Annotated in this window: 26 protein-coding genes; 12 read left to right on the top strand and 14 right to left on the bottom strand. The window is 72.8% G+C overall.

Annotated elements, in window-relative coordinates:
- Positions 1–26: 26 nt before the first annotated feature.
- On the top strand, positions 27–1,094 hold the full coding sequence (gene hemE, locus ACFYZA_RS31755) for a uroporphyrinogen decarboxylase (protein WP_382599593.1): 1,068 nt from the start codon (positions 27–29) through the stop codon (positions 1,092–1,094).
- A 3-nt stretch (positions 1,095–1,097) separates the two neighbouring features.
- Here the strand turns inward: hemE and ACFYZA_RS31750 are convergent, their stop codons facing one another.
- Positions 1,098–2,474 carry an FAD-dependent oxidoreductase gene (locus ACFYZA_RS31750; RefSeq protein WP_388494210.1) on the bottom strand — a complete coding sequence of 459 codons (1,377 nt, stop codon included), beginning with the start codon at positions 2,472–2,474 and terminating at the stop codon, positions 1,098–1,100.
- Positions 2,475–2,682: 208 nt separating this feature from the next.
- On the opposite strand from ACFYZA_RS31750, the gene hemG reads away from it, so the two are divergent.
- Positions 2,683–4,113 (top strand): protoporphyrinogen oxidase, encoded by a 1,431-nt coding sequence (hemG, locus tag ACFYZA_RS31745; RefSeq protein ID WP_388494209.1) that lies wholly within the window; start codon positions 2,683–2,685, stop codon positions 4,111–4,113.
- A 4-nt stretch (positions 4,114–4,117) separates the two neighbouring features.
- Positions 4,118–4,843: a hydrogen peroxide-dependent heme synthase gene (gene hemQ / locus ACFYZA_RS31740; protein ID WP_382599599.1), complete on the top strand. Its 726-nt coding sequence runs from the start codon at positions 4,118–4,120 to the stop codon at positions 4,841–4,843.
- A gap of 63 nt (positions 4,844–4,906) precedes the next feature.
- Here hemQ and ACFYZA_RS31735 read toward each other — a convergent pair whose 3' ends face one another.
- The 6 genes from ACFYZA_RS31735 to ACFYZA_RS31710 all read right to left on the bottom strand — a co-directional run bounded on the left by ACFYZA_RS31735 (position 4,907) and on the right by ACFYZA_RS31710 (position 11,536).
- Positions 4,907–6,505 (bottom strand): alpha/beta hydrolase, encoded by a 1,599-nt coding sequence (locus ACFYZA_RS31735; RefSeq protein ID WP_388494208.1) that lies wholly within the window; start codon positions 6,503–6,505, stop codon positions 4,907–4,909.
- 106 nt (positions 6,506–6,611) lie between these two features.
- Complete coding sequence (locus ACFYZA_RS31730; RefSeq protein ID WP_388494207.1) at positions 6,612–7,370, bottom strand: TIGR04222 domain-containing membrane protein; 759 nt, start codon at positions 7,368–7,370, stop codon at positions 6,612–6,614.
- Positions 7,371–7,444: 74 nt separating this feature from the next.
- On the bottom strand, positions 7,445–8,251 hold the full coding sequence (locus ACFYZA_RS31725) for a DUF4142 domain-containing protein (RefSeq protein ID WP_388494206.1): 807 nt from the start codon (positions 8,249–8,251) through the stop codon (positions 7,445–7,447).
- Positions 8,252–8,406: 155 nt separating this feature from the next.
- Positions 8,407–9,696, bottom strand: coding sequence for a DUF692 domain-containing protein (locus ACFYZA_RS31720; RefSeq protein ID WP_388494205.1), 1,290 nt, complete (start codon positions 9,694–9,696; stop codon positions 8,407–8,409).
- A 107-nt stretch (positions 9,697–9,803) separates the two neighbouring features.
- Positions 9,804–10,409 carry a DUF4142 domain-containing protein gene (locus ACFYZA_RS31715; protein ID WP_382599635.1) on the bottom strand — a complete coding sequence of 202 codons (606 nt, stop codon included), beginning with the start codon at positions 10,407–10,409 and terminating at the stop codon, positions 9,804–9,806.
- A 305-nt stretch (positions 10,410–10,714) separates the two neighbouring features.
- Entirely contained in the window at positions 10,715–11,536 is an 822-nt protein-coding gene (locus tag ACFYZA_RS31710; RefSeq protein WP_388494204.1) for an aminoacyl-tRNA hydrolase, read from the bottom strand.
- Here ACFYZA_RS31710 and ACFYZA_RS31705 point away from each other — a divergent pair.
- From ACFYZA_RS31705 to ACFYZA_RS31690, 4 genes are read left to right on the top strand one after another with little or no spacing between them, the layout of a single operon-like run.
- Positions 11,535–12,212, top strand: coding sequence for an AIM24 family protein (locus ACFYZA_RS31705; protein ID WP_382599612.1), 678 nt, complete (start codon positions 11,535–11,537; stop codon positions 12,210–12,212). The genes ACFYZA_RS31710 and ACFYZA_RS31705 overlap by 2 nt on opposite strands.
- Positions 12,209–13,066, top strand: a complete 858-nt coding sequence (locus tag ACFYZA_RS31700) for an ATP-binding cassette domain-containing protein (protein ID WP_388494309.1) — start codon at positions 12,209–12,211, stop codon at positions 13,064–13,066. Before ACFYZA_RS31705 ends, ACFYZA_RS31700 begins: the two co-directional genes overlap by 4 nt.
- A complete protein-coding gene (locus ACFYZA_RS31695) occupies positions 13,063–13,740 on the top strand; it encodes an ABC transporter (RefSeq protein ID WP_388494203.1) in 678 nt (225 codons plus the stop codon). The genes ACFYZA_RS31700 and ACFYZA_RS31695 overlap by 4 nt, the downstream gene beginning before the upstream one ends.
- A 33-nt stretch (positions 13,741–13,773) precedes the next feature.
- On the top strand, positions 13,774–13,980 hold the full coding sequence (locus ACFYZA_RS31690; RefSeq protein WP_388494202.1) for a hypothetical protein: 207 nt from the start codon (positions 13,774–13,776) through the stop codon (positions 13,978–13,980).
- Positions 13,981–14,029: 49 nt separating this feature from the next.
- On the opposite strand, the gene ACFYZA_RS31685 is transcribed toward ACFYZA_RS31690, so the two are convergent.
- The gene (locus tag ACFYZA_RS31685; protein ID WP_382599617.1) at positions 14,030–14,908 is read right to left on the bottom strand and encodes a polysaccharide deacetylase family protein; all 879 of its coding nucleotides are present in this window, start codon (positions 14,906–14,908) and stop codon (positions 14,030–14,032) included.
- Positions 14,909–15,143: 235 nt separating this feature from the next.
- Between ACFYZA_RS31685 and ACFYZA_RS31680 the strand changes: the two genes are divergently transcribed.
- Entirely contained in the window at positions 15,144–15,896 is a 753-nt protein-coding gene (locus tag ACFYZA_RS31680; RefSeq protein ID WP_382599619.1) for a hypothetical protein, read from the top strand.
- 58 nt (positions 15,897–15,954) lie between these two features.
- On the opposite strand, the gene ACFYZA_RS31675 is transcribed toward ACFYZA_RS31680, so the two are convergent.
- The 3 genes from ACFYZA_RS31675 to zapE form a co-directional block, all read right to left on the bottom strand.
- Positions 15,955–16,839 carry a PPK2 family polyphosphate kinase gene (locus tag ACFYZA_RS31675; RefSeq protein ID WP_382599621.1) on the bottom strand — a complete coding sequence of 295 codons (885 nt, stop codon included), beginning with the start codon at positions 16,837–16,839 and terminating at the stop codon, positions 15,955–15,957.
- A gap of 77 nt (positions 16,840–16,916) precedes the next feature.
- On the bottom strand, positions 16,917–17,342 hold the full coding sequence (locus ACFYZA_RS31670; protein WP_120720768.1) for an OsmC family protein: 426 nt from the start codon (positions 17,340–17,342) through the stop codon (positions 16,917–16,919).
- Positions 17,343–17,408: 66 nt separating this feature from the next.
- A complete protein-coding gene (gene zapE / locus ACFYZA_RS31665) occupies positions 17,409–18,515 on the bottom strand; it encodes a cell division protein ZapE (RefSeq protein WP_382599624.1) in 1,107 nt (368 codons plus the stop codon).
- Between zapE and ACFYZA_RS31660 the strand changes: the two genes are divergently transcribed.
- The 4 genes from ACFYZA_RS31660 (at position 18,514) to msrB (ending at position 21,895) form a co-directional block, all read left to right on the top strand.
- Positions 18,514–19,329, top strand: coding sequence for a pyrimidine reductase family protein (locus tag ACFYZA_RS31660; RefSeq protein ID WP_382599625.1), 816 nt, complete (start codon positions 18,514–18,516; stop codon positions 19,327–19,329). The genes zapE and ACFYZA_RS31660 overlap by 2 nt on opposite strands.
- Before the next feature lie 152 nt (positions 19,330–19,481).
- Complete coding sequence (locus ACFYZA_RS31655) at positions 19,482–19,949, top strand: indole-3-glycerol phosphate synthase (RefSeq protein WP_382599627.1); 468 nt, start codon at positions 19,482–19,484, stop codon at positions 19,947–19,949.
- Between the two features lie 113 nt (positions 19,950–20,062).
- Entirely contained in the window at positions 20,063–21,457 is a 1,395-nt protein-coding gene (gene murC, locus ACFYZA_RS31650; RefSeq protein ID WP_382599629.1) for a UDP-N-acetylmuramate--L-alanine ligase, read from the top strand.
- 30 nt (positions 21,458–21,487) lie between these two features.
- A complete protein-coding gene (gene msrB, locus ACFYZA_RS31645) occupies positions 21,488–21,895 on the top strand; it encodes a peptide-methionine (R)-S-oxide reductase MsrB (RefSeq protein ID WP_388494201.1) in 408 nt (135 codons plus the stop codon).
- On the opposite strand, the gene ACFYZA_RS31640 is transcribed toward msrB, so the two are convergent.
- The 3 genes from ACFYZA_RS31640 to ACFYZA_RS31630 all read right to left on the bottom strand — a co-directional run bounded on the left by ACFYZA_RS31640 (position 21,870) and on the right by ACFYZA_RS31630 (position 25,335).
- On the bottom strand, positions 21,870–23,945 hold the full coding sequence (locus ACFYZA_RS31640; RefSeq protein ID WP_388494200.1) for a PE-PGRS family protein: 2,076 nt from the start codon (positions 23,943–23,945) through the stop codon (positions 21,870–21,872). The two genes, msrB and ACFYZA_RS31640, sit on opposite strands and share 26 nt — an antisense overlap.
- Before the next feature lie 101 nt (positions 23,946–24,046).
- Positions 24,047–24,523 carry a chorismate mutase gene (locus ACFYZA_RS31635; protein WP_388494199.1) on the bottom strand — a complete coding sequence of 159 codons (477 nt, stop codon included), beginning with the start codon at positions 24,521–24,523 and terminating at the stop codon, positions 24,047–24,049.
- Positions 24,524–24,600: 77 nt separating this feature from the next.
- A complete protein-coding gene (locus ACFYZA_RS31630) occupies positions 24,601–25,335 on the bottom strand; it encodes a 4'-phosphopantetheinyl transferase family protein (protein WP_382600933.1) in 735 nt (244 codons plus the stop codon).
- Positions 25,336–25,726: the final 391 nt, after the last annotated feature.

Genomic DNA, 25,726 nt, shown 5'->3' with positions numbered 1-25,726 from the left:
TGCGGGCACATGCGAAGATTCTGGGCGTGAGCGCCAACGACCGCCCTGTGGGCCAGCCGAACAGCAAGACGCACGACTCCACGTTCCTCAAGGCGTGCAGGCGGGAAGCCGTCCCGCACACGCCGGTCTGGTTCATGCGCCAGGCGGGGCGCTCGCTGCCGGAGTACCTGAAGGTGCGCGAGGGCATCCCCATGCTGGAGTCGTGCATGCGGCCCGAGCTGGTCACCGAGATCACGCTCCAGCCGGTGCGCCGCCACAAGGTCGACGCGGCCATCTACTTCAGCGACATCGTGGTTCCGCTCAAGGCCATCGGCATCGACCTGGACATCAAGCCGGGCGTCGGCCCCGTCGTCGCCGAGCCGATCCGCACCCGGGCCGACCTCGCCCGGCTGCGCGACCTGACCCCCGAGGACGTCCACTACGTCACCGAGGCGATCGGCATGCTGACCGGCGAGCTCGGCTCCACGCCGCTCATCGGCTTCGCGGGCGCCCCCTTCACGCTTGCCAGCTACCTCGTGGAGGGCGGCCCGTCCCGCAACCACGAGAACACCAAGGCCATGATGTACGGCGACCCGGAGCTGTGGGCCGACCTGCTCGACCGCCTCGCCGAGATCACCGCCGCCTTCCTCAAGGTGCAGATCGAGGCGGGCGCCTCCGCGGTGCAGCTCTTCGACTCCTGGGTGGGCGCGCTCGCCCCCGCCGACTACCGCCGCTCGATCCTGCCCGCCTCCGCGAAGGTGTTCGACGCGGTCGCCGGCTACGGCGTGCCCCGCATCCACTTCGGCGTCGGCACCGGCGAGCTGCTCGGCCTCATGGGCGAGGCCGGCGCGGACGTCGTGGGCGTCGACTGGCGCGTCCCGCTGGACGAGGCGGCCCGCCGGGTCGGCCCCGGCAAGGCGCTCCAGGGCAACCTCGACCCGGCGGTCCTGTTCGCCCCGACCGCGGCCGTCGAGGCCAAGACCCGTGAGGTCCTGGACGCGGCGGCCGGCCTCGAGGGCCACATCTTCAACCTCGGCCACGGCGTGCTGCCCTCGATGGACCCGGACTCCCTGACCCGCCTCGTCGCGTACGTCCACGAGCAGACCGCCAGGTAGCGGCTAACCGGCGGCGCGCACCTTCGACACCGCCTTGCGCGCCGCCACCAGGACCGGGTCCCACACCGAGGAGAACGGCGGGGCGTAGGCCAGGTCGAGCGCGGTCATCTGATCCACCGTCATACGCGCGGTGAGGGCGACCGCCGCGACGTCGATGCGCTTGGCGGCGCCCGCGCCGCCCACGATCTGCACCCCGAGCAGCCGGCCCGTGCGCCGCTCGGCCAGCATCTTCACCGTCATCAGGGCCGCGCCCGGGTAGTACCCGGCGGTGTTGGTCGACTCGATGGTCGCCGTCACGTACTGCAGGCCCTCCCCGCGGGCCTGCCCCTCCGAGAGGCCGGTGCGGGCCACCTCCGTCTCGCAGACCTTGGTCACGGCCGTGCCGACGACGCCCGGGAACGTGCCGTAGCCCCCGGCCACGTTGGAGCCGATGACCTGGCCGTGCTTGTTGGCGTGCGTACCGAGCGCGATGAAGCGGTGCCGGCCCGAGACCAGGTCGAAGACCTCCACGCAGTCGCCGCCGGCCCAGATGTCCTCGTGCCCGCGCACCCGCATCGAGGTGTCCGTGCGCAGACCGCCGGACTCCCCGAGCGGCAGACCGGCCGCGCGGGCCAGGTCCGTACCCGGGGTGACGCCCAGGCCGAGCACCACCACGTCCGCCGGATACTCCCGCGACTCGGTCGCCACCGCCCGCACCCGGCCCGAATCGCCGGTCAGCACCTTGGTGACCTCGGCGCCCGTGACCACCCGGATCCCGGAGCGCTCCATCGCCTCGGTGAGGCGGTGGCCCATGTCCGGGTCGAGCGAGTGCATGGGCTCGGCGCCACGGGTCAGGAGCGTCACCTCGAAGCCGCGGCCAAGCAGCGCCTCGGCCATCTCGATGCCGATGTACCCGCCGCCCACCACCACCGCGCGCCGCTCCCCGGCCGCGTCCAGGCTCTCCAGGAGGGCCCGGCCGTCGTCGATGGTGTGCACCCCGTGCACCCCCGGCGAGTCGATTCCCGGCAGCGCGGGCCGCACCGGACGCGCCCCCGTCGCGATGACGAGCTTGTCGTAGGAGGTCCACTCCTCGGCGCCCGAGGCCAGATCGCGCGAGCGCACCCGGCGGCCCGCCACGTCGAGCTCCGTCACCTCCGTACGCATCCGCAGATCGATGCCGCGCTCGCGGTGCTCCTCGGGGGTGCGGGCGATCAGGTCGTCGTGGCCCGGTACGTCGCCGCCCACCCAGTACGGGATGCCGCACGCGGAGTACGAGGTGAAGCCCGACCGCTCGAAGGCGACGATCTCCAGCTCGTCGGGGCCCTTCAGCCTGCGGGCCTGGGAGGCCGCGGACATGCCCGCCGCGTCACCGCCGATGACCACCAGTCGCTCCGCCGCCATGGGTGTTGCCTCCGCTCGTGAGGGTCGCCTGCTCCTGATCACGATACGTACCGGGGGCGCGCGGCATTCCCGCCCCGAGGGGGAGGGGGCCGGGTGTTGGCCGGAGTCGGGTCCCAACTCGGCCTCAGAACAAGCTGGTTGACCCTCCTGCCCGGGGCGTCGCGGGGCGCGTTCCCGGTGGTCGGCGGGGGTCTGAGACAGTGGAGGCATGGACAACGCCCCCGCCCGCGCCCCGCACATCGTCGTCGTCGGAGGCGGTATTTCCGGCCTCGCCGCCGCCCACCGGCTGCTCGCGTCCGGTGCCCGTGTGACGGTGCTCGAAGGCAGCGCGGTGCTCGGCGGCAAGCTGCTCGCCGGGGAGATCGAGGGCGCGCCCGTCGACCTCGGCGCCGAGTCGATGCTGGCCCGCCGGCCCGAGGGCGTGGACCTCGCCCGCGCGGTCGGCCTCGGCGACCGGATCCAGGCGCCCGCCGCGGCCGGCGCCGCCATCTGGACCCGGGGCGCGCTGCGGCCGATGCCCACCGGCCATGTGATGGGCGTGCCCGCCGAGCCCGGCACCCTCCAGGACATCCTCTCCGCCGAGGGCCTGGCCCGGGTCGCCCAGGACCGCGAGCTCGCCCCGAGCGAGGTCGGCGAGGACATCGGCGTGGGCGAGTTCGTCGCCAAGCGGGTCGGCCGCGAGGTCGTCGACCGCCTTGTGGAGCCGCTCCTCGGCGGGGTGTACGCGGGCGACGCGTACAAGATCTCGATGCGGGCCGCCGTGCCCCAGCTCTACGAGGCGGCCCGCACCCACGGCTCGCTCCTCGACGGCGTGCGGGACATCCAGGCCAAGGCCGCCGCGAGAGCGGGGAGCGGGCCGGTCTTCGCGGGTCTGGACGGCGGCATCGGCACCCTGCCGATCGCCGTCGCCGACGCGGTACGCGCCCAGGGCGGCGAGATCCGCACCGAGGCCCCGGTCCTGGGGCTCGCCCGCACCGCCGACGGCTGGCGGATCCGTACCGACACCGAGCTGATCGACGCCGACGGCGTGATCCTGTCCAACCCCGCCTGGTCGGCAGCCGAGCTGCTCGCCGCCGAGGCGCCGGTCGCCGCCGCCGAGCTCGCCGAGGTCGAGTACGCCTCGATGGTCCTGGTCACCCTCGCGTTCCGGCGGGCCGATCTGGCCGGTCTCGAGGAGCGCTCGGGCTTCCTGGTGCCGCCGGTGGACGGCCGCACCATCAAGGCCTCCACCTTCTCCTCGTACAAGTGGAGTTGGGTCAAGGAGCGCGGCTCGGACCTGTTCGTGCTGCGCACCTCGATCGGGCGCTACGGCGAGGAGCGCCATCTGGACTGGGACGACACCGACCTCGTGGACGTCTCGCTCGGCGATCTCGGCGACGCGGTCGGCCTGTCGGCCCGTCCCGTCGCGACCCGGGTCAACCGCTGGATCGGCGGCCTTCCGCAGTATCCGGTGGGCCATCTGGCCAAGGTCGCCCGCATCCGCGCGGAGGTCGCCAAGCTGCCCGGACTGCGCGTCTGCGGCGCCGTCTACGACGGCGTCGGCATCCCCGCGTGCATCGCGAGCGCCCGGCGCGCCGCAGACGAGATCATCGCCACGTCGACCCTGGCGCAGAACACCCAGAGTGACGCGGGACAATAGCCACATGAGTGCTGCTCCGGAAAAGATTCCCAACGCGGGGAAGAAGGCGAAGGACCTCAACGAGGTCATCCGCTACACCCTGTGGTCTGTCTTCAAGCTGCGCGACGTACTGCCCTCCGACGAGGCGGTCCGGTCGGGTTACGCCGACGAGGTCCAGGAGCTGTTCGACCAGCTCGCCGCCAAGGACGTCACCGTCCGCGGCGCCTACGACCTGTCGGGTCTGCGCGCGGACGCCGACATCATGATCTGGTGGCACGCGGAGACCTCCGACGAGCTCCAGGGCGCCTACAACCTGTTCCGCCGCACCAAGCTGGGCCGCGCGCTCGAACCGGTGTGGTCGAACATGGCGCTGCACCGGCCCGCCGAGTTCAACAAGGCGCACATCCCGGCGTTCCTGGCCGACGAGAACCCGCGCGACTACGTGTCGGTGTACCCGTTCGTGCGCAGCTACGACTGGTACCTGCTGCCCGACGAGGACCGTCGCCGGATGCTCGCCGACCACGGCAAGATGGCCCGCGGCTACCCCGACGTGCGGGCCAACACGGTCGCCTCGTTCTCGCTCGGCGACTACGAGTGGCTGCTCGCCTTCGAGGCCGACGAGCTGCACCGCATCGTCGACCTGATGCGCCACCTGCGCGCCTCCGAGGCCCGGATGCACGTCCGCGAGGAGGTGCCGTTCTACACGGGGCGCCGCAAGAGCGTGGCCGACCTCGTGGCGGATCTGGCCTAGCAAGACCAGGTGACCGGGGCCCGCGCCACGCGAGCGTGCCCCGGTCATCCCTGACCCGGAAGATCAGAGAGCGGGCAGCACATGCCCCGGCCTGCCTGCTGCCCGCTCGTCCAGCGACACCGGGTTCGGCTCCCGGTGCGGCGCGCACGCAGCGCGCCGCACCGGCGTCCGGCCGTTCAGCAAGTAGTCCTCCACATAGCCGTTCACGCACGCGTTGGCGCCGCCCGCGATGCCGTGGGTGCCGGCGTCCTTCTCCGTGATCAGGACGGAGCCCGGCAGCCGCCGCTGGAGTTCCAGGGCCCCCGGGTACGGCGTCGCCGCGTCCCGCTCGGCCGCCAGGATCAGCGTCGGCGGCAGCGCCCCCGGCCGTGCGCCGACGTCCACCGGCTTCTGCTGCGGGGCCGGCCAGTAGGCGCAGGGCAGGTTCATCCACGCGTTGTCCCACGTCTCGAAGGGCGCGGTCACCGCGAGCCCGGTGTTGTCGCGGTCCCACGTCGCGAAGTCCCTCGGCCAGGGCGCGTCGTTGCACTCGACGGCCGTGTACACCGCGTTCCCGTTCTCGTCGTCGGCCGCCGACTCCGGTCTGGGCGCGGCCTGTTGGACCAGCGGCCGCTCATTGCCCCTGAGGTACTCCGAGAGCGCCGTGGCCCGGCTCGACCAGTAGTCGTCGTAGTACCCGGCCTTGAGGAACGCGGCCTGCAACTGCGCGGGCCCCACCGTGCCGCCGGCCGGTTCGCGGGTCAGCCTGGCCCGCACCCGCTCGTAGCTCCCCAGCACCTCCTCGGCCGTACTGCCCAGGTGGTAGACCGCATCGTGCTTGGCGACCCAGGCGCGGAAGTCCGCCCAGCGGTTCTCGAACGCCCGTGACTGGTCGAGGTTGTTGCGGTACCAGATCTGCTTCGGGTCCGGGTCGACCGCCGAGTCGAAGACCATCCGGCGGATGTGCGAGGGGAACAGCGTCGCGTACACCGCCCCGAAGTAGGTGCCGTACGAGGCGCCCATGAAGGTCAGCTTCTGCTCGCCGAGCGCGGCCCGCAGCACGTCCAGGTCACGGGCGTTGTTGATGCTGGTGTAGAACCGCAGCGCCTCCCCGGCGTTGCGCGCACAGCCCCGCGCGTACGCCTGGGCCCGGGCGATCCGCTCCAGCTTGTCCGACTCGGAGGGGTACGTCGGGGACTCGGTGGGCGCCTTGGCGAAGTCGGCCGGATCCTGGCAGGACAGCGGCGCCGAGCGGGCCACCCCGCGCGGGGAGTAGCCGACCAGGTCGTACGCTCCCGCGATCCGCTTCCAGTCCGAGAGCCGGGCGACCATCGGGAAGTACATGCTGGACGCGCCGGGCCCGCCGGGGTTGAAGACGAGGGCGCCCTGTCGCTCGGCGGGCTTGCCCCGGGCCTTGGTCCGGCTGACGGTCAGGGAGATCTGACGGCCCGTCGGATGTGCGTAGTCCAGCGGCACTTGGACCGTGCCGCACTGCACGGAGGGGGGCAGCGACTCCGCCTCGGGGCAGCGGCCGAAGGCGATCGGCCTGGTGGCCGCGCGCTGGGCGGCGGCCGTCACACCACGGGCCTCGGCGGTCAGCGGGTCGGCGCTGCCGGCGGGGGCGGCGACGAGGGCGGAAAGGACGAGGGAACCCAGGGTTCCGTACAGCGCTACAGCTCTCATCGCCGGTACATCCCTTTCGTGCTGCGGTACTACGGAAGTACATACAGACCAGAAGGGGATACTTCGGACGAGTGAAAGTAAAGCAGCGGGGCCGCGCCGGGCGCGGTCATTGACTCCGATGCGCGAAGCGGCCGCTCGTGAGGGCGCTGCGCAGCTGGGGGTCGTCCACGGCCCGCAGTCCCCGCACGGCGACCGCGGTGAGCGGGTCGTCCGCCGGGTCGAGCCCGCCGAGCAGCGCCTGCCCGTCCGGCGAGGCCCAGCGGGTGTACGGGTGGATCTCCACCCGGGCGATGGCCAGGCAGCCCAGCGTGAGGACGAGGGGGAGCGCGAACCAGGCCGCGATCTCGGCCCGCCCGGTGCCCTGCTCGCCCGGCATGAACAGCGCGGCGAAGGCGAGCGCGGTGATGAGCAGGGCCGCGCCGCGCACCGTCCGCACCGAGGCGCTGACCCCGGACCGTACGGCGTCCGGCACCGCGAGGCCCGCTCCGGCCAGCCGGTCGGCCAGGACGCGCACCGCGTCGGCCGCGGCCGTGCCGGACCGTATGGCCGCTATGCGCTCCTGGCCGCCGGGTCCGATCGCGGTCAGGACCGAGCGCTCCAGGTCGTCGCGGCCCTCGGGGTCGACGACGGTGGCCCAGCCGGTGTGGGCGAGCAGCAGCCGGCGGGCCCGGTGCATGGAGATGAGGGTGAGGTCGACGACCCGGTAGGGGCCGCCCGCCAGGAACGCGGCCTCGTAGTAGGACAGGCCCCGCTCGTCGTCCGTACGCGGCTGGGGGCGTGCGGCCGCGACGGCCGCCAGGCAGAGCCGCCCGCAGGAGAACCCGGCGGCGACCATGGCCGGCAGAAGGAACAGGACCCAGAACATGGCCGAGTTGTATGCGAAGTTGACGCTCGGCCGCCACAGTCTGTCCACAATTTGGACGTCGGGTTATCGCTTCGTTACGGAGTGTGGGTATCGGGCACGGCTGACGCCTCGTCCTTCGGGCGGGAGGCGGCCGGCGGCAGCGGGAACGACGGCTCGGCCCCCACCGACGGCTCGGCGCTGTCGGCGGGCCCCGGTGTGAGCGGCACCGCGCTCGCCACCGTCGCGCCCGGCGTGGGCGGCGGCGGGCCGGTGGGACTCGCGGTCGCCGCCGCCGCGGCGTCCCGTGCGAGCGCGTCGAAGTCGACGAACCCGGTCGCCTCCAGCATCTTGATGTGGTCGAGGACGGTCGTGTTCGCGTCGTCGGCGAGCCCGCGCACCAGCGAGTTGCGGGTGTTGGCCCGGACCTGGGCGACCAGGGCGAAGACCTTGCCGTGGGCGGCGCGCAGCAGGTTCGCGAAGTCCCGCTCGTAGGCGGTGCCGGTGTCAGCCGTCAACTGGCGCAGCCAGCCCTGCTGTTGGTCGTTGGGCTGGTCCGGCAGCTCCATGCCGAGCTGGGCGGCCACCTCGCGGACCCGGGCGTCGAGGAAGGCGTGCCCGTCGACGAGGTGCTGCCCGGCCGCCCTGACCGCGTCGCTGGGGTCCCGCTGGACGGCCTGCTGTCCGGCCGGTCCCTCCCAGAGCCCGGCGAGCCGCACCCGGACCACGAAGTCCCGGTCGGCGGCGGTCAGCGGACCCCAACGGGTGCGCACCGTACCGGCGTTGAGGTCGGCGAGCGGGGTGCCCGAGCGGTCGGCGTACGACCAGACGGGGAAGAGCAGCGCGAGCAGGGTCGCGCCCAACGCGATGACGACGAGTCCGGTGCCGGACAACAAGCGACGCATGGCTGCCTCCTGGTGCGGTGCGCACGGTAGTGCGGATGCCGCTGCTCCGGGAGGCGGTTTCGTGAAGTGGGTGGCCGGGTGGTGTGGGGGTCGTCACGTGATGCGGGAGTCGCCGCCAACTCCCTTCTTCTTGAGGTACGTTGCCCCGCCGCGCCTCAGGCGGCCCGGGTCAGATTGCGAAGGAGTCGCGCGGCCCGCCCCGGCGGCCTCGGCCCCGCCCGATCCTTCCACCAGCGGTTCAGCGCCCGGCGGGCCTCGGCGTCGGCGGGCCGCCCCGCGTCGAGCAGGAACCGGGCGAAGTCGAGGGCGTCCTGGCGGTAACCGCCGCGCATCGGGCGGGACTTGGCGTAGTCCAGGAACGCCTCCCGGTAGTCCGCCCCGAGCAGGGCCGCCGGCTCGGGCGCCACCTTGGCCACCACATCGGCCCGCTTGGCCGCGAGCGAGCGGGCCTGCACGCGAAGGCGACGCCCGTCGAACCCGGCGGGCGCGGGCGTGCCGGCGGTCAGGGAGGAGAGCAGGGCCGCCTGGGCCAGGGCGAGCCGGTCCCGCGCCCCGGCGCCGGCGTGCTCGCCGGGGCGCGCTTTCGGGTCAGCCGTCTCCGGCGCGGTGGGCGCGGCGGAGGCGGGAGCGTTGAGCGTGGCCCGGATGGCGTCCAGTTCGGCCGCGAGCTCCGCCGCCGGCGGAAACGCGTCGTCGCGCTCCAGGAGCACCCCCGGCGGCGAGACCCGGGACGCGAGATCGGCCAGGACGTCGAGCACCGCCTCCGGCACGGGATGCGCGTGCGTGTCGTGCCACACGCCGTCCCGTTCGACGCCGCCCGCGACATGGACGTACGCGATCGCCTCCAGGGGCAGCGCGGCGAGGACCTTCGCGGGGTCCTCGCCCCGGTTCACCCGGTTCGTGTGGAGGTTGGCCACGTCGATGAGCAGTCCGACGCCGGTGCGCTCGACGAGCTCCGACAGGAACTGACCCTCCGTCAACTCCTCGTCGGGCCAGTCGATCAGGGCCGCGATGTTCTCCAGGGCGAGCGGCACCGGCAGGGCGTCCTGGGCGATGCGTACGTTCTCGCACAGCACCCGCAGGGCGTCGCGGGTGCGCGGCACCGGCAGCAGATGGCCCGCCTCCAGGCGCGGCGAGGCGGTCAGCTCACCGCCCGCGCGCACGAACGCGATGTGCTCGGTGACCAGGGGCGAGCCGAGCGCCTCGGCCCGGGCCGCGAGGTCGGCCAGGCGCCGCGCGTCCGGCCGCTCGGCCCCGCCGAGGCCGAGCGAGACCCCGTGCGGCACCACCGTGACCCCGCGCTCGCGCAGCCGGACCAGAGAGTCGGGGAGGTGCCCGGGGCAGAGGTTCTCCGCGACCGCCTCGACCCAGTCGATGCCGTCGAGCCCCTCCACCGCCCCCGCGATCTCAGGCCGCCAGCCGATGCCGATGCCCAATTGCTTCATGGACAGGTCATGGCCCCCGGCTCCGGCGCCGAACCCTCGCGGGGTGACCTTCAGAGCTTGATTTGAGGTTGCCGCGCGCCCGGCCGTGCCCGGCGCGGTGCGCCGCGTCAGCTGGGCGTGGCGAGGGCGTCGAAGTCCACCAGGCCGGTGGCCTCCAGCATCGTCATGTGGTCGAGCACGGTCCGGTTGGCGTCGTTGGCCAGATCCCGCACCAGCGAGTTCCGGGTGGTCGCGCGGACCTGGGCGACCAGGGCGAAGACCTTGCCGTGGGCGGCGCGCAGCAGGTTCGCGAAGTCCCGCTCGTAGGCGGTGCCGGTGTCCGCGGTCAGCTGGCGCAGCCAGCCCTGCTGCTGGGCGTTGGGCTGGCTCGGCAGCTCGATGCCCAGTTTCGCGGCGACGTCCCGGTCGTGCTGGTCGAGTGCCGCATGTCCCATGACGAGGTGGTCACCGGCCGCCTTGATCGCGGCGCTGGGCGCCCGCTGCTGCGCCTGCTGCCCGGCCGGCCCCTCCCAGAGCCCGGCCAGCCGCACCCGCACCACGAAGTCCCGGTCCGTCGCGGACAGCGGGCCCCAGGGGGTGGGTGTGGACGAGGAGTCGAGGTTCGCCTGCGGGGTGCTGGAGCGGTCGGCGTACGACCAGACGGGGAAGGCGAGCGCGCCGATCGTGGCCACGAGCACCGCGATGAGCAGCCCCGTTCCGTTCACGTGACGCAGGGCGAAACGGCTGGAGCGAACTGTTCCACGCGACAAGATGCCTCCCGGGACGGCCAGTTGAGAGCGCGAACGCTGCTCGGCGGTACCGGGGGGTACGGATGGGGCGGGTGGTGCGTTCAGCGGGGCGGTGACCTGGCCGAAAGCGGCGGGCCGGCCGCCCGGGGACCGGCAGCACCGGCAGCACCGGCGGCCGGGCGGCGACTTCCGCCCGGCCGCCGGTATGGTCACCGGGCGTTGAAGTACTCCGCCATCCGGTCGCCGCCCGTCGGCCCCGTCCGGGGCTGCCGGGTGCGCGGAGGGAGGCCTCAGCCGGCCGCCGGGCGTGCCCGCAGGGCCGGGTGGTCGGCCACCACCGTGCAGGAGCCCGGGGCGATCTCCGTGAAGCCCGCGTCATGGACCACCGGCAGCCCGCTGAGGGTCAGCTCACGCCAGGCGGCCGGGTCCGCGGTGCGCACCGCGAGGGCGAAGCCCGACTCGCGCCAGGCCTTGCGCTCGGTCTCGGACAGCTCCCACCAGGCGAGCTGGGCGCCGTGCCCGGCCTGTGCCATGGCCTTGCCCGCCGACATGTCGAGGTCCGGGTTGAGCCAGAGGACCGGCGCGAGCGGGTCGGGGGCGTCCGGGTCCGCCGGGTCGTCCAGGTCCGTGCCCGACACCTGGAGCTTGGCCAGCTCCTTGGGCCAGCCGTCGAGCGGCACCGGCGGGAAGACGCGTACCTCCGCCGCCCTGCCCGTCACCGTGATCCCGGGCAGCGCCGAGGCCTTGCGCCACTCGGCGCCTCGGGCCCGCCGCACGACCTTGCGGATCCGCGCGTCCTGCCAGTCCCGCATGACCCGGGCCCACTCGCCCTCGTCGTCCCCCTCGCCGAGCGACCGCTCGTCGGAGAGGATCACGAGCACCGCGCGGGCCGCCGTCTCCAGCGCGTCGGTGCGCCCCGGGGGATCCGCCTTCTCGATGTGGACGACGAGCGGCAGCACGAACTGCTGTGCCTCGTCGCGCGGCGACGCGTCGTGAAAGGGGCTGTCGGAAGGGGCGTTCTGGGTGTCCTCGGTGCTCACCCCACCAGTCTGCCAGCCGCCGAAGTGGTGATTCTTGGCGGAACGAATGGTTCCGGGACAGGATGCGCGCATGAAGAGCGACCTTTTCGCCATCGAGAACATGGCCCAGCCCGCGACCGCCGCCGGAATGACGCTGGAGAACGCCAAGTCCATCAAGTACGCGGTCAACGGCGAGATGCTCGCGCGCCAGGGCGCGATGATCGCCTACCGCGGCAGCCTCCAGTTCGAGCGGCGCGGCCAGGGCATCGGCGGCATGCTCAAGCGCGCGGTGACCGGCGAGGGCCTGCCGCTGATGGCGGTCAGCGGCCAGGGCGAGGCCTGGTTCGCGCACGAGGCGCAGAACTGCTTCATCGTCGACATCGAGCAGGGCGACGCGCTCACCATCAACGGCCGCAACGTGCTGTGCTTCGACTCCTCGCTCAGCTACGAGATCAAGACGGTCAAGGGCTCCGGCATAGCCGGCGGCGGCCTCTTCAACAGCGTCTTCACCGGCCAGGGCCGCCTGGGCCTGATGTGCGAGGGCAACCCGCTGATCATCCCGGTCTCGCCGCAGCTGCCGGTGTACGTCGACACCGACGCGGTGGTCGGCTGGACCGCCAACCTCCAGACCTCCCTGCACCGTTCGCAGTCCATCGGCTCGATGCTGCGCGGCGGCTCCGGCGAGGCCGTCCAGCTGATGCTCCAGGGCGAGGGCTACGCCATAGTCCGTCCGAGCGAGGCGACGCCGCAGAAGGCCCAGCAGCACTGAGCACCACCCGAGCCCTGCGCGGGGCGGGCCGCCGGTACTCCCTCGGCGGCCCCTGGGTCCTGCGCGGCATCGACCTGGACCTGGCCGAGGGCGCGCTGGTCCGGGTCGAAGGCGCCAACGGCACCGGAAAATCAACCCTGTTGAGGCTGATCGCCGGAATCGACGCCCCGACCGAGGGCCGCGTCACCGGCCGCCCCCGCACCGCGTACGTCCCCGAACGCTTCCCCGTGGCGCTGCCCTTCACGGCGGCCGGTTACCTGACCCACCTCGGCCGCGTCCACGGCCTGGCGCGCCGCACGGCGAGGGAACGGGCGGGGCAGTGGCTGGAGCGGTTCGGCGCGGCCGGGCACGCGGGCACTCCGCTCGCCGAGCTCTCCAAGGGCACCAGCCAGAAGGTCGCCGTGGCGCAGGCGATGCTGGCCGACCCGGAGCTCCTCGTCCTGGACGAGGCGTGGACGGGGCTGGACACCGCCGCCCGGGCCGAGTTGGACCGCGCGGTGCGCGAGCGGGTGACGCGGGGCGCGACGGTCGTCTTCGTCGACCACGACCCCGCCCGGCTGACCGGCCAGGAGGACGCCCGGTACGCGCTCGCGGGCGGCGGGCTGTGTCCCGTACCCACGGTCGGGGGCGGCGGGCTGTGTCCCGTACAAGAGGCGTCACCCGCCGCGACCGTCCTCGTCGACATCACCGGTACCGGGCCGCTTCCGCCCCAACTGCCGGGAAGCCCGCAGGAGTTGACGGCCTCCGGGGATTCCCGCACCCTGCGCGTACCGGCCGAGCGGTCCGACGATCTGCTGCGCGCCCTGCTCGCGGCCCGCCCGCCCTGGCACATCCGAGGAGTGCGCGGCGCATGAGTCCGCTCGTCCCGCTCGTGCGCTACCAGAACGCCCTGCTCCTGCGCTCCCAGCGCTGGCTGGCACCGGTCCTGCTGTACGCCGCCCTGCTGGGCATCGGCGTACAGGCGGGGCAGCCGGTCCTGGACTCGATGGGGTACGCGGCCGCCGGTCTGCTGCCGGTGGCGGCCTGGCTCGTGCGGATCTGCGTCACCCAGGAGCCGGAGGCCGCCCGCGCCTGCGCCGCCGCGTCGGCGGGCCCGGCCCGCGTCCACCTCGCGTCGCTGCTGTCGGCCCTGTGCTGCGCGGGCCTGCTCGGTGTCGTGGGCACGGCGTACGTCGCCGCCGTGAGCGATCCGGCGAGCGGCGACCACAGGGTCGCGGTGCCGCTCGGCGCCGCGATCCCGGCCGGACTGGTGGCGGCCGGGGTGTGTGTCCTGACCGGTGCGGTGGTCGGTGCTCTGGGCAGCCGTCCGGTGCTGGGCGCCCGTGGCTGGTCCCTCGCGGTCACCGCCCCGGCCGCGCTGCTCGCCCTGGTCCTCGCCCCGTCACCGGCGCGGTACGCGGTCTTCGGCCTGGTCAACGGCTCGCGGACCGGCACGGTCCACCTGGCGCTGGTGCCGCTGGCCGCCGCGACGGCTCTCGCGGGGGCGGTTGCCGCCGGAGTCTGCGTACTCAGCGCGCGACGCCGCTGAGCCGGGCCCCGGACGCCGACTAGGCTCGGGCGCATGGACGAGACGCAGCCCCGGGACGACACGGCCTACTGCGCGGCGGGCCCCACCGGCGCGGACCCCGCGCCCGGAGCGTACGAGGAGCCCTTCGCCGAATGCGTGCTGTGCCGGGCGCCGACCGAGTACCCGGAGTCGACCAAGGGCAGCACGCTCTGCCCGGTGTGCGAATGGCAGGAGGCACAGCGCTCGGCCTGCTCCGGCTGAGCGGACCGGCGCGGGGCGGGGCCGCGCCCCTCGGTGTGGCGCGACGCGGTCAGTGCTGGGCGTGCTGGGCGGTGGCGCGGATCAGGTCGGAGACCTTCACGAAGCGGTAGCCGCGCTTGCGCAGCTCCGGCACGATGCGCTGGAGCGCCGTGTCGGTGACCGGGGCCGCGCTGCGCGTGCAGTGCATGACCACGAGCGACCCGGGCTTGACCCCGGCCAGGACCTGTTCGGCCACCGCGTTGGCGTCCTTCGCGAACGCGTCCCCGCTCACCACGTCCCACTGGACGGCGGTCATCTTCAGCGGGGCGAGCGCGCGCAGCGCCTCGTCGTCGTAGCAGCCGCCGGGGAAGCGGAAGTACGGCACCGTGTTGACGATCCCGGCCGCCTTGAACCGGGCCGTCGCCTTCTCCACGTCGGCCCGTACCGCGTCCTTCTCGACGACGGGCAGCCCGTAGCAGTCGGACTTGAACGCGTAGTGGCTGTAGGAGTGGTTGCCGACCTCGAAGTCGGGGTCGGTCCCGATGGCGCGGGCCTCGGCCGGATACTCCTCGGCCCACCGCCCGGTCATGAACACGGTGGCCGGCACCTTCATCCGCTTCAGGTCGGCGATGAGCCCGGGGTTGTCGAAGCGCTCGCCGCCCGCCGCGCGCGGCCCCTGGTCGGCCGTCATGTCGGCGTCGAAGCTCAGCGCGACGACCTTCTCGCCCTGGGGGGTGGTGGCCGCCCGCTCGAAGACGGGGGTCAGCCCGCCGGGGCCGGGCGCCAGCGTCGCGGCGCTCGCCGTCTTCGGTGCACCGGCCCCTGCGGGCGCCGAGGGTGAGGCCTTGCCCCCGGCCTGGTGCGGGGGCGTGGCGGGGTCGGAGCCGCAGCCCGCGAGGGCGGCACCGAGCAGGGCAACCGTGATCAGTTTCCGTGCAGTAATGGTCACGAACGGAAAGTATCCGATCGTATCGGCGTATTTGTTTACGGCGCTCCCGCCATCCCCGAGATTCCGGCCAATGCCGCACAGCCCGACGAGCCCCGGCGGGACCCCGCGCCCCGCACCCGCCACCCGCACAACGCGACCCGCACGCCCCCGGGGTCTACGCTCGACGCATACGGAGCACACGCCCGCACAGGCCTCTTCGCGGGCGAGGCGCGGTTCACGGCCCCAGGGAGGCGACGTGTCCGGATCCCGTACCGGCGCATGCGCGGCGGCACTCTTCTCGACCGCTCTCGCCCTGTCCCTCGCGGGCGCGGCCGGCGCCCGCGCGGACGACACCGGCTCGCTCACCGCGGACCAGATCGCCCAGCGCTCCCACGACGCCCTGCTCGGCGCCACGTCCCTGCACGTGACGGCCAAGGGGGACCTCGGCTCGGGGGCGGGGACCTCCTTCGACCTGACCCTCGACCGGTCGGGGAACTGCCGAGGCTCGGTGAGCCTCGGCCCGCAGGGCTCGGTGGAGATCATCCGGCACGGCACCGACGTGTGGATCAAGCCGGACGCGGCGTTCTGGAAGAACGAGGTGCCCGGCGGCGGCACCGCGCTCGCCTCGCTCGTCGGCGACCGCTACCTGAAGGGCACCACCAACGACCCGGTGCTGCGGAACACCACCGACGTGTGCGACCTCGACACCTTCCAGAAGTACCTCGACACCTCCGCCAAGCTGCCCGCCACCACCCTCACCAAGGGCAGTCCGGTCAAGGTCGACGGCGTCGAGGCCATCCCCGTCACCGCCACCCAGCAGGGCCGGACCTACACGCTCGACGTGGCCACGACCGGCAAGCCGTACCCCGTACGGTTCACCGTCGCCAAGGGCGCTGCCGCGCCCGACGCGACCGTACGCTTCGACGGCTTCGACAAGCCGGTGCCGGCCGCCACCCCCGCCGCCGCGGACTCCGTCGACATCTCGGGCCTGATGAGCAAGTCGTCCTGAGGGGCCGGGGCACCCAAGGGGCCGGACACCCCAGGAGGTGGGGCCAACTGCCCCTGGATCAGCGGTCCTTGAGAAGCCTGCGCCTGCACTCCTCGACGTCGAAGTCGCCCGGCGGGTACTGCGGATCCAGCGCCTCCAGGTGTTCCAGGAGCAGCTTGCTGACCGCCCAGTTCCGGTACCACTTGCGGTCGGCCGGCACCAGGTACCAGGGGGCCGCCGCCGTCGAGCAGCGCTCCAGGGCGATCTCGTACGCCTCCTGATAGGCGGGCCACAGCGCGCGCTCGTCGATGTCCCCGGCGTTGAACTTCCAGTGCTTGTCCGGGTTGTCGAGGCGGGCCAGGAGGCGGCGGCGCTGCCGCTCGTAGCTGATGTGCAGGAACACCTTGACGACGGTCACGCCGTCGTCCACCAGAGACTGCTCGAAGCGGTTGATGTGGCCGTAGCGAAGCGTGACTTGAGGCCGCGGGACCAGTTCGCGTACCCGGGCGATCAGTACGTCCTCGTAGTGCGAGCGGTCGAAGATGCCGATCTCGCCGGACTGCGGGAGCGCCTTCGTGATGCGCCACAGGAAGGGATGGGCGAGCTCCTCGCGGGTGGGCGCCTTGAAGGCCTTGATGCGGCAGCCCGAGGGGTTGAACAGGCCGATGACGTGCTTGACCGTGCCGCCCTTGCCGCTGGTGTCCATGCCCTGGAGCACCAGCAGGATCCGCCGCCGGTCGCCCGCCGTGCTCGCCGCGTACAGGCGCTCCTGGAGACCGGCGAGACGTTCACCCATCCGGGCGATGTCGGCGAGGCCCTCCGCCTTGCTCCCGGGGCCGCCGGGGGTGGCGTCGGCGGCGTGCGAGGAGAGGGTGACCCGCTCGCCCTCGGGGATGCGCAGCAGCTCGCGAAGATCCTGCCCGGGCTTGTCGACGCCCTTGCGGGCCTTGCCCTTACCGGCCACTGCGCACCCCTTCCGGCCGCCTACGTTCCCTCGATCGTGCGATGGAACGGCGGCCGGCGCTACCGCTGGCGGCAGCCTCAGACGAGCTCGGCGCTGAGGGTGATCGTGGTCCCCGAAAGGGCCTGGCTCACCGGGCAGTTCTTCTTGGCGTCCTCGGCGGCGGCCTGGAAGCCGTCCGCGTCGAGGCCGGGGACCTCGCCGCGCACGGTGAGGTGGATCCCGGTGATGCCCTCGCCGGGCTGGAAGGTGACGTCGGCCTTGGTCTCCAGGCGGGTGGGCGGGGTGCCCGCACCCGTCAGGCCGTGCGAGAGGGCCATCGAGAAGCAGCTGGAGTGGGCGCCCGCGATGAGCTCCTCCGGGCTGGTCTTGCCGTTGGCCTGCTCGGCGCGGGACGGCCAGGAGACCGCCTGGGAGGCGATGCCCGAGGAGTCGAAGGTGACGGTGCCGGAGCCCTTGAGGAGCTCGCCTTCCCAGACCGTGTGCGCCGTGCGCGTGGTGGCCATGATGATTCCCTTCTGTGGCCGAGGGGGCGGTGGACGGATGCGGCATGAGCCCCCTCGGCCCCAAACCTACTGCGCCACAAGGCCCTTCGCGTCGCGGGCGAGCGCGGTCAGGCGGGAGATCGCCCGGAAGTACTTCTTGCGGTAGCCGCCGTTCAGCATCTCGTCACTGAACAGCCGGTCGAAGGCGACGCCGGAGGCGAGCACCGGCACCTCACGGTCGTACAGGCGGTCGGCGAGCACCACGAGCCGCAGCGCGGTCGACTGGTCGGGCACCGGGCGCACATCGGTCAGGCACACCGCGCGCACCCCGTCCGTCAGCGCGCCGTAGCGGCTGGGGTGGACGCGCGAGAGGTGGTCGAGCAGCTGCGGGAAGTCGTCGAGGGCGGCGCCCTCGGTGGCGTACGCGGCCTTGGTGACCTGCTCCTCGGAGTACGGCGCCGGGGCCTCGGGCAGACCCCGGTGGCGGTAGTCCTCGCCGTCGATCCTGAGCGGCCGGAAGTGCGCCGAAAGGCCCTGGATCTCGCGCAGGAAGTCGGCGGCCGCGAACCGGCCCTCGCCGAGCTTGCCCGGCAGCGTGTTGGAGGTCGCGGCGAGCGCCACGCCCTGCTCGACCAGCCGGCGAAGCAGCGAGGACACGAGGACGGTGTCGCCCGGGTCGTCGAGCTCGAACTCGTCGATGCACAGCAGCCGGTGGCCGCTCAGGGTCTGCACGGTCTGCTGGAACCCGAGGGCGCCGACCAGGTTGGTCAGCTCGACGAACGTGCCGAAGGCCTTCAGGGCGGGCTCGGCCGGGGTGGCGTGCCACAGGGACGCGAGCAGGTGCGTCTTGCCGACGCCGTAGCCGCCGTCCAGGTACACCCCGCGCGGCCCGGGCGCGGCGGCCGGCTTCTTCGCGAACCAGCGCCGCTTGGCCCCGACGGCGTGCGCGCCGCCGAGCCCCGCCGCGAAGGAGGAGAGGACGGTGACCGCCTCGGCCTGACTCGGCTGGTTCGGGTCCGGTACGTACGTCTCGAAGCGCACCGAGTCGAACCGCGGCGGCGGCACCATCTCGGCGACCAGACGGTCGGCGGGGACATGCGGCGCGCGGGCGCAGAGCGACACGGGGGCCGCTTCGGTTATGGGGCTGGTCGACACAGTTCCCCACTGTAAGCGCCGTGCCAGACTGCACGGCATGCGACAACTGTTCCCTGTGACCGACCAGACACCGGCGGCCCGGAGCACCCGGGCCGGAGCGCCCGCAGACGCCGACGCCGCGGAACACGCCGCAAGCACCGAGTGGTCGCTCGACCGACTGGCCGACGCCTACGCCTATCCCCGCGACGGCGGCCCCTGGCTGCGCGCCAACATGGTGTCCTCGCTCGACGGCGCCGGCCACCACGAGGGCCGGTCGCAGCCGCTGTCCTCCGACACCGACATGCGGATCTTCGGCACCCTGCGCGCCCTCGCGGACGTCGTCGTGGTCGGTGCGGAAACGGTACGCCTGGAGGGGTACCGGCCGGCCAGGGCGCGCGCCGAGTTCGCCGAGCGGCGCAGGGCGGCCGGGCAGGGTCCCGCGCCCGTGATCGCCGTGGTCACCGCGAGCCTGGACCTCGACTTCTCGCTGCCGCTGTTCACCTCGCCGCTCGTGCCCACCCTGATCCTGACCGGCGCGGCCGCCGACCCCGACCGGGTCCGGGAGGCCGAGCGGGCGGGCTGCGCGGTGGTGGTCGCCGGCGACGGGCGCGGTATCGAGCCCCGCCTGGCGGTCCGGGCACTGGCCGAGCGCGGCCTGCCGAGGATGCTCACCGAGGGCGGACCGCGCCTGCTCGGCCAGTTCGTGGCCGCCGGGGTGCTCGACGAGCTGTGCCTGACCATGTCCCCGACCCTGACCGCGGGCGACGCCCAGCGCATCGCCTCGGGGCCCGCGGTGAAGGTCCCTCAGCGGTTCGCGCCGACGTCCGTACTGGAGGACGCCGGGTTCCTGTACACGCGTTACCGTCGGATCTGACAATCGGCGGAATTTATCGTTCCGGTTAGCTCACGCTGGGCACACTTATTCACGCAGACCCCGTGCGGGTACGGGGAAGGATGGTTTCCGCAGGGGCCGGACCCGCCACTCACGGCGGGGGCGGCCATGGAGAGAACAGAAGGGCGCCTGTCGTGTTCACGAGCGTATTGATGATCGAGAAGCCCCTGACCTCCGTCGACGTGGAATTCGTCACCACTCTGCACGGGGACGAGCCGATTTCCTTCGTCGTGCTGATGCAGCCCAGGGGCGACCAGGACCGGCTCCTTCGCGCGATCGACGACGTGGCCCTCGGCGAGCTCGACGATGCCGTCCACGAGGGCGCGGAGCCGGAGGGCTCGGCCGCACAGGGCCCCGCCGAACTGGCCCTCCAGCACTCCCTGCAGTCACTGCGGGACGCGGGCAGCAAGGCCGTCGGCCAGGTGGTCGACGACCACCCCCTGGACAAGCTGAAGGGCGTGGTCGACGAGGTCGGCGCCGACGAGGTCATCGTCCTGACGGCCCCGCACTACGTGGAGGAGTTCTTCCACCGCGACTGGGCCTCGCGCGCCCGCCACAAGGTCGGCGTGCCCGTCCTCAAGCTGTTCGCCCACAGCGAGTAGCCCCGGCCCCCACCCGGGGGCCGTGCCGCCCCCGGAGCCGTGTCGCGGCCGGAGCCCCCACAGGAATTAGGGTGGGGGCTCCTTCTGTACGTCGCACCCCGGGAGAGAACCGCATGGCCTCCGCCATTCCCACCGCCATGGAACGGCCGCACTTCATCGGCATCGGCGGTGCCGGCATGTCGGGCATCGCGAAGATCCTGGCCCAGCGCGGGGCCCAGGTCGCGGGCAGCGACGCGAAGGAGTCCGCCACCGCCGAGGCGCTGCGCTCCCTCGGCGCCACCGTGCACATCGGCCACGCGGCCGGACACCTCGCCGACGACGCCACCTGCGTGGTCGTCTCCAGCGCGATCCGCGCCGACAACCCCGAGCTGGCCCGCGCCGCCGAGCTGGCCGTGCCCGTCGTCCACCGCTCGGACGCGCTCGCCTCGCTCATGGGCGGCCTGCGCGCCATCGCGGTCGCGGGCACCCACGGCAAGACGACCACCACCTCGATGCTGGCCGTCGCCCTGACCGAGCTCGGCCTCGACCCCTCGTACGCGATCGGCGGCGACCTCGAAGGCCCCGGCACCAACGCCCGGCACGGCGAGGGCGACATCTTCGTGGCCGAGGCCGACGAGAGCGACCGCAGCTTCCAGAAGTACGACCCCGAGGTCGCCATCGTCCTCAACGTCGAGCTCGACCACCACGCCAACTACGCCTCGATGGACGAGATCTACGACTCCTTCGAGACCTTCGTCGGCAAGGTCAGGCCCGGCGGCACGCTCGTGATCGCCGCCGACCAGCCCGGCGCGGTCGAGCTGACCCAGCGCGTCCGTGACCTGTCCTCGCTGAAGGTCGTCACCTACGGCGAGTCCGAGACGGCCGACGTACGCGTCCACAAGGTCACCCCGCGCGGCCTCACCTCCGAAGTGACGGTCCTCCTCAACGGCAAGTTCCTGACCTTCACGGTCTCGGTCCCCGGCCGCCACTACGCCCACAACGCGGTCGCCGCCCTCGCGGCCGGCGTCGCGCTCGGCATCCCCGCGCACAACCTGGCCTCCGCGCTCGGCAAGTACACCGGCGTCAAGCGCCGCCTCCAGCTCAAGGGCGAGGCCAAGGGCGTCCAGGTCATCGACTCGTACGCGCACCACCCCACCGAGATGACCGCGGACCTGGAGGCGATGCGGGGCGCGGCCTCCGACTCCCGCCTCCTCGTGGTGTTCCAGCCGCACCTCTTCTCCCGCACCCAGGAACTCGGCAAGGAGATGGGCCAGGCCCTCGCCCTCGCCGACCTCTCCGTCGTCCTCGACATCTACCCGGCCCGCGAGGACCCGGTCCCCGGCGTCACCAGCGAGCTGATCATCGACGCGGCCAAGGCGGCGGGCGCCACGGTCACCGCCGTCCACGACAAGGAGACCGTTCCCGACGTCGTCGCGGGAATGGCAGCCCCCGGTGATCTCGTTCTCACCATGGGCGCGGGCGACGTGACGGACCTCGGCCCGGCCATCCTGGCCCGCCTGTCGAACTGATCCGACCTGATCCGACCGAGGAGCACCCCCATGTCGTACGACGTCGAGAAGCCGGACGAGCAGTGGCGCGCGGAGCTGAGCCCCGCCGAGTACCAGGTCCTGCGCCAGGCCGGCACCGAGCCCGCGTTCGTCGGTGAGTACACCGACACCAAGACCGAGGGCGTGTACTCGTGCCGCGCCTGCGGAGCCGACCTCTTCACCTCCGGCGAGAAGTTCGAGTCGCACTGCGGCTGGCCGAGCTTCTTCGACCCGAAGGACAGCGAAGCCGTCGAACTCATCGAGGACCGCACCCACGGCATGCTCCGCACCGAGGTCCGCTGCGCCCGCTGCGGCTCCCACCTCGGCCACGTCTTCGAGGGCGAGGGCTACCCGACGCCTACGGACCAGCGGTACTGCATCAACTCGATCTCGCTCAGGCTGGCTCCCGCGGGGGAGTGACCCCCGGGCCCGCTTCCGGCGCATCCTGATCCCGCTCGGCCATCCACCGGATGACGCCGGGCGGGATCGCCGTGTTCTGGGCGGCTTCCCCTGCGGTGTGGTGGTCTCGGAGCAGTGCGACCAGGACGTGAGCGGGCAGCAGGGGGCAGCGGGCGGCGGCCCGGCGGACGGAGCGGTCGGGGTCGTCCAGGAGACGGACCGCGCCCAGGCGGCTGAGACGAGGGTCGCTCGCCGCACGGAGGCGCACCTCGTGGTGGGGATCGAGGGTGAGGCGTTCGACGAGTTCCGGGCTGGACTCCGGGTCGTCCAGGGCGAGTTGGCGCAGCCGCGGGTTGGCGGCCCCGGCGTATCGCAGGAGCCCCGTCCGAGGGAAGTTGGGATGGGAGCGGGGGCGGCCCACGAAGGAGAGGCTGCCGTTCCACCAGTGCCAGACCTGGAGCAGCATCCACGGCGGTGCGTCGTCGCAGGACTCGGCGAGGAAGAGGTGGACGACGCGGTCGTCGTCGTGAGCGAGACGGTCCACGACGTCCGGCGGGAGACGGCGGGCGCGTGCGACGGAGCGGCGGACCAGGGGATGGGGCGAGGCGGCGAGACGCCGCATGGCTTCGGGGTCGCCGTGCAGGGCGTGGACCCAGGAGAGGGTGGAGTAGTGGACCGACGGGTCGAAGTCGTAGGAGATGGACCCCCGTTGGGCTTCCGTGACATCCGGCCGCAGGGCGGGGGCGCCTCGAACGGAGGGGTCGGGGTCTACGGCCAGGACGTCGATCAGGGACGGGGCCAGGTGCGGGTTGTCGGCGAGGGCCCGCCGCAGAGCGACGTCCGGGTGCGTGGTCAGGTGGCGGGCCAGGTCGGGTTCCAGTACGGAGTCGGTGATGACGCGGGTGTCGTCGCCGAGGCTGCCGCTCGCGAAGACGGCCAGCGGGACCGGGTGTTCACGGTGGTGCAGCCGGCGGGCGGCGGCGCGGACACCGGGGTCGGGATCGGTGAGGAGCACGCGGCGCTCGTCGGCGTCGAGGTCCGGCCAGGCGGGAGCGCAGGCGGCCTGCCGGACCTGCGGCTCGGGGTCGGCGAGGAGGGACCGGGCCGCGGTGACGGGCAGGCCGGTGAGCGAGGCGGCCGCGGCACGGACACGCGGGACGGGATCGACGGCGAGACGCGCGTACGCGGCGGCGGTGAATGACGCGCGGTAGTCGACGGCGATGGTGGTCAGGGCCCAGCGTTGCCGATCGTTCTCCTCGGCGAGGACGAGGCGGCTCCACTGGTCGGGCGTCAGCTGGTCGGAGCCGGTGTCCACCAGGGCGCCGCGCACCTTCCAGTCCGGGTGGACGAGCAATTGGTCGATCAGGTCTGAGGGCAGTTCGCGGCCGTAGAAACGCCCGGTGCGGACCATGAGGTCGAGCCGGAGGTCGTCCGGCAGGGAGGGGTTGGAGAGGAGCCAGACCGCCCACTGCTCCCGTGTTCGCGGTGAGATCCGCAGGTGGCGCAGCAGCCCGTCCCAGGCGGCTTCCCGCTCCTCCTCGCTCTCCTCCCGCGCCAGTGTCCGGGCCCGCTGCTCCCGGTACGCGGGGACGTCGTCGACCACGACCAGCCAGATCTCGTCCTCCTCGGTGGTGACGCCGATCAGCGTCTTCCCGTCCGGCGAGAGCGTCAGGAACTCCGGGCAGCGGGGCTGACCGCGCAGCACCTCCGCGAGCCGCCACTCCTGCCCGAGCCGGACCCCGAACCAGGAGCCGTCCCCCCGTGCGATCAGGAAGCCCCCGTCCTCGCCGAACAGCCCGTGCGCGGTGGCCAGCCGGAACCATTGCGCGTCCGTGTCGGCGAACGGGTCGATGGCGTCGAGCCGTACGACAGCGGCCGGCACGGCGTTTCCCGCGGCGATCGGCCGCAGTGCCGCACGTGGAGGGAGGGTGTTGTGGCCGGCACCCCAGCCGCCCGCGTCCTCAAGGCCCGCCTCGGCGAGCATCGCATCGACCTTTTCCCGCTGACCGCTCACGCCGCCGCCCCGCCCCTCTCCCCGGCAGGAGGTGATCCTGCACAGGGTCATGATCATGCGACCGACCGAGAAGGAGCAACGGAAGTAGCAGTGAACGCGGAGGGGCCGGCCGGAAGCACTGCCTCCGGCCGGCCCCTCCGCGTTGTGACGCGGACCCGCTAGCGGCCCGCTGCCACGGAGCCCCGGCAGATCTCCAGGATCTTCATCGCGATGGCGCCTCCCGCGAGCCCGAAGCGGTCGGCGTAGCGCTTGATGATCACGTTCTCGCGTTTGAACTCGGTACGGCGCCCGCCCGCGGCCATCCGGACCCGCTGGACGGTCTGGGACAGTTCGCGGCGGCGCTCAAGGAGGCCGAGGATCTCGGCGTCGAGCACGTCGATGGAGCCTCGGAGCTCGGCGATCGTGGCCTGGGTGGTGTCCTGGGCGCTGGTCGGCAGTGTCTGCAGGGTCATGGTGCTCTCCTTGTGGGGTAGGGCAGTTGACGTGCGGGACGATCGGCCTGGTACGGATCCGGGTACGGGGAGCTCAGCCGCGGACGGCGTCGAACACCGGGTCGTTCCCCCAGCCCCAACGCCTATCAAGCCAGGGCGTACGGGCCGGATGAACTCGCCGGAGGAAACAGGACAGTTCAGCACCCGCACCCTTGGTACGGGAGTGCTCTCGCGGGGCTGAGGGGTCGGCTGGTGCGGTTTTCCAGGGCCAGTGGCCTGGCCTAGGTGTGCGCGTGCAGCCGGACTTCGGGGTGGCTGCCGTCGGCCGGTGCGGGGACGGAGATGGCCGCGGCCCAGGTATCGGGCACCGCCAGGTCGGTGACGGTCCAGGACTCGGGGGTGCCGGGCACCCCGGCGGCCACGACGGCCGGACCGGAGTGTTCCGGCCGGGTCTCGACGCCGGAGAGATCCGTGGTGATCCCGACCCCGACCGCTTTGAGCACGGCTTCCTTACGGGTCCAGCAGCGCAGGAAGGCCCGAGTGCGGGCATCCCCTTCCTCCGTGCCGAGCACGACCTCGCGCTCGGACTCGGTCAGGGTGGCCGGCGCGAGCTCCCTGACCGGGAACTCCCGTACGACCTCGACGTCCACGCCCACCGGGACGCGGGCCACGGCGAGCATGCCGCAGGTGTCCGTGTGCGAAATGCTGATCCACAGGGGGGTGGCCGGATCCAGCACGGCGGGCGGCCCGTGCAGCGGGTCACCGCATCCCGGACATGGCCTGCGCCCGAGGCCTATCTCCTCGGGCGCCACATCGAGCAGCCCCGAGAGGATCCGTCGGCTCGCCGCGCGCCCGGCGACGAAACCAACCGCCGTCCTCTGGTGCACGAACCGCGCGGCGCGAGCCCGTTCGTCCGTGCTGAGCAGCGCCAGGTCGGTCGGCTCCACGGGGCCGTCTCCCGTGCGCCACCACCAGGCGTGCGCGACGGCGGTGTCGGTTTCGAGGATCAAGGTCACGGGCGAACGCTACCGCCCTCGAAGGACCGCGGGGCCGACGTTCAAGTTGACGCGGGATGAGCGGGTCCGTAAGGTTCTTCGGGTTGCCACGGAGCCGGAACGGTTCTGCGACAACCATCCGCCGCAGATTCTGCGGCACCCAACTCAGCACGATCTCCCGCCCGGGATGAATTTCGGCATGCCGAATTCTAATTTCGGTCGGACCGGAAGACTCGATTATGAATCGGCCGGGGAAATCCGCTAGAGTTCGGGACGTCGGAACGGCCCAACAGCCAGGAAGACAAACCCGCCCGACCGGGAATCGGACACGAAAGAGTCTGATAGAGTCGGGAACACGAAATACCGAAGGGAAGCGCCCGGAGGAAAGCCCGAGAGGGTGAGTACAAAGGAA

Source organism: Streptomyces sp. NPDC001828 (genome assembly GCF_042892175.1).
Classification (GTDB): domain Bacteria; phylum Actinomycetota; class Actinomycetes; order Streptomycetales; family Streptomycetaceae; genus Streptomyces.
The sequence above is the reverse complement of the archived record's forward strand: the minus strand, read 5'-3'. Positions and strand labels throughout refer to the sequence as shown.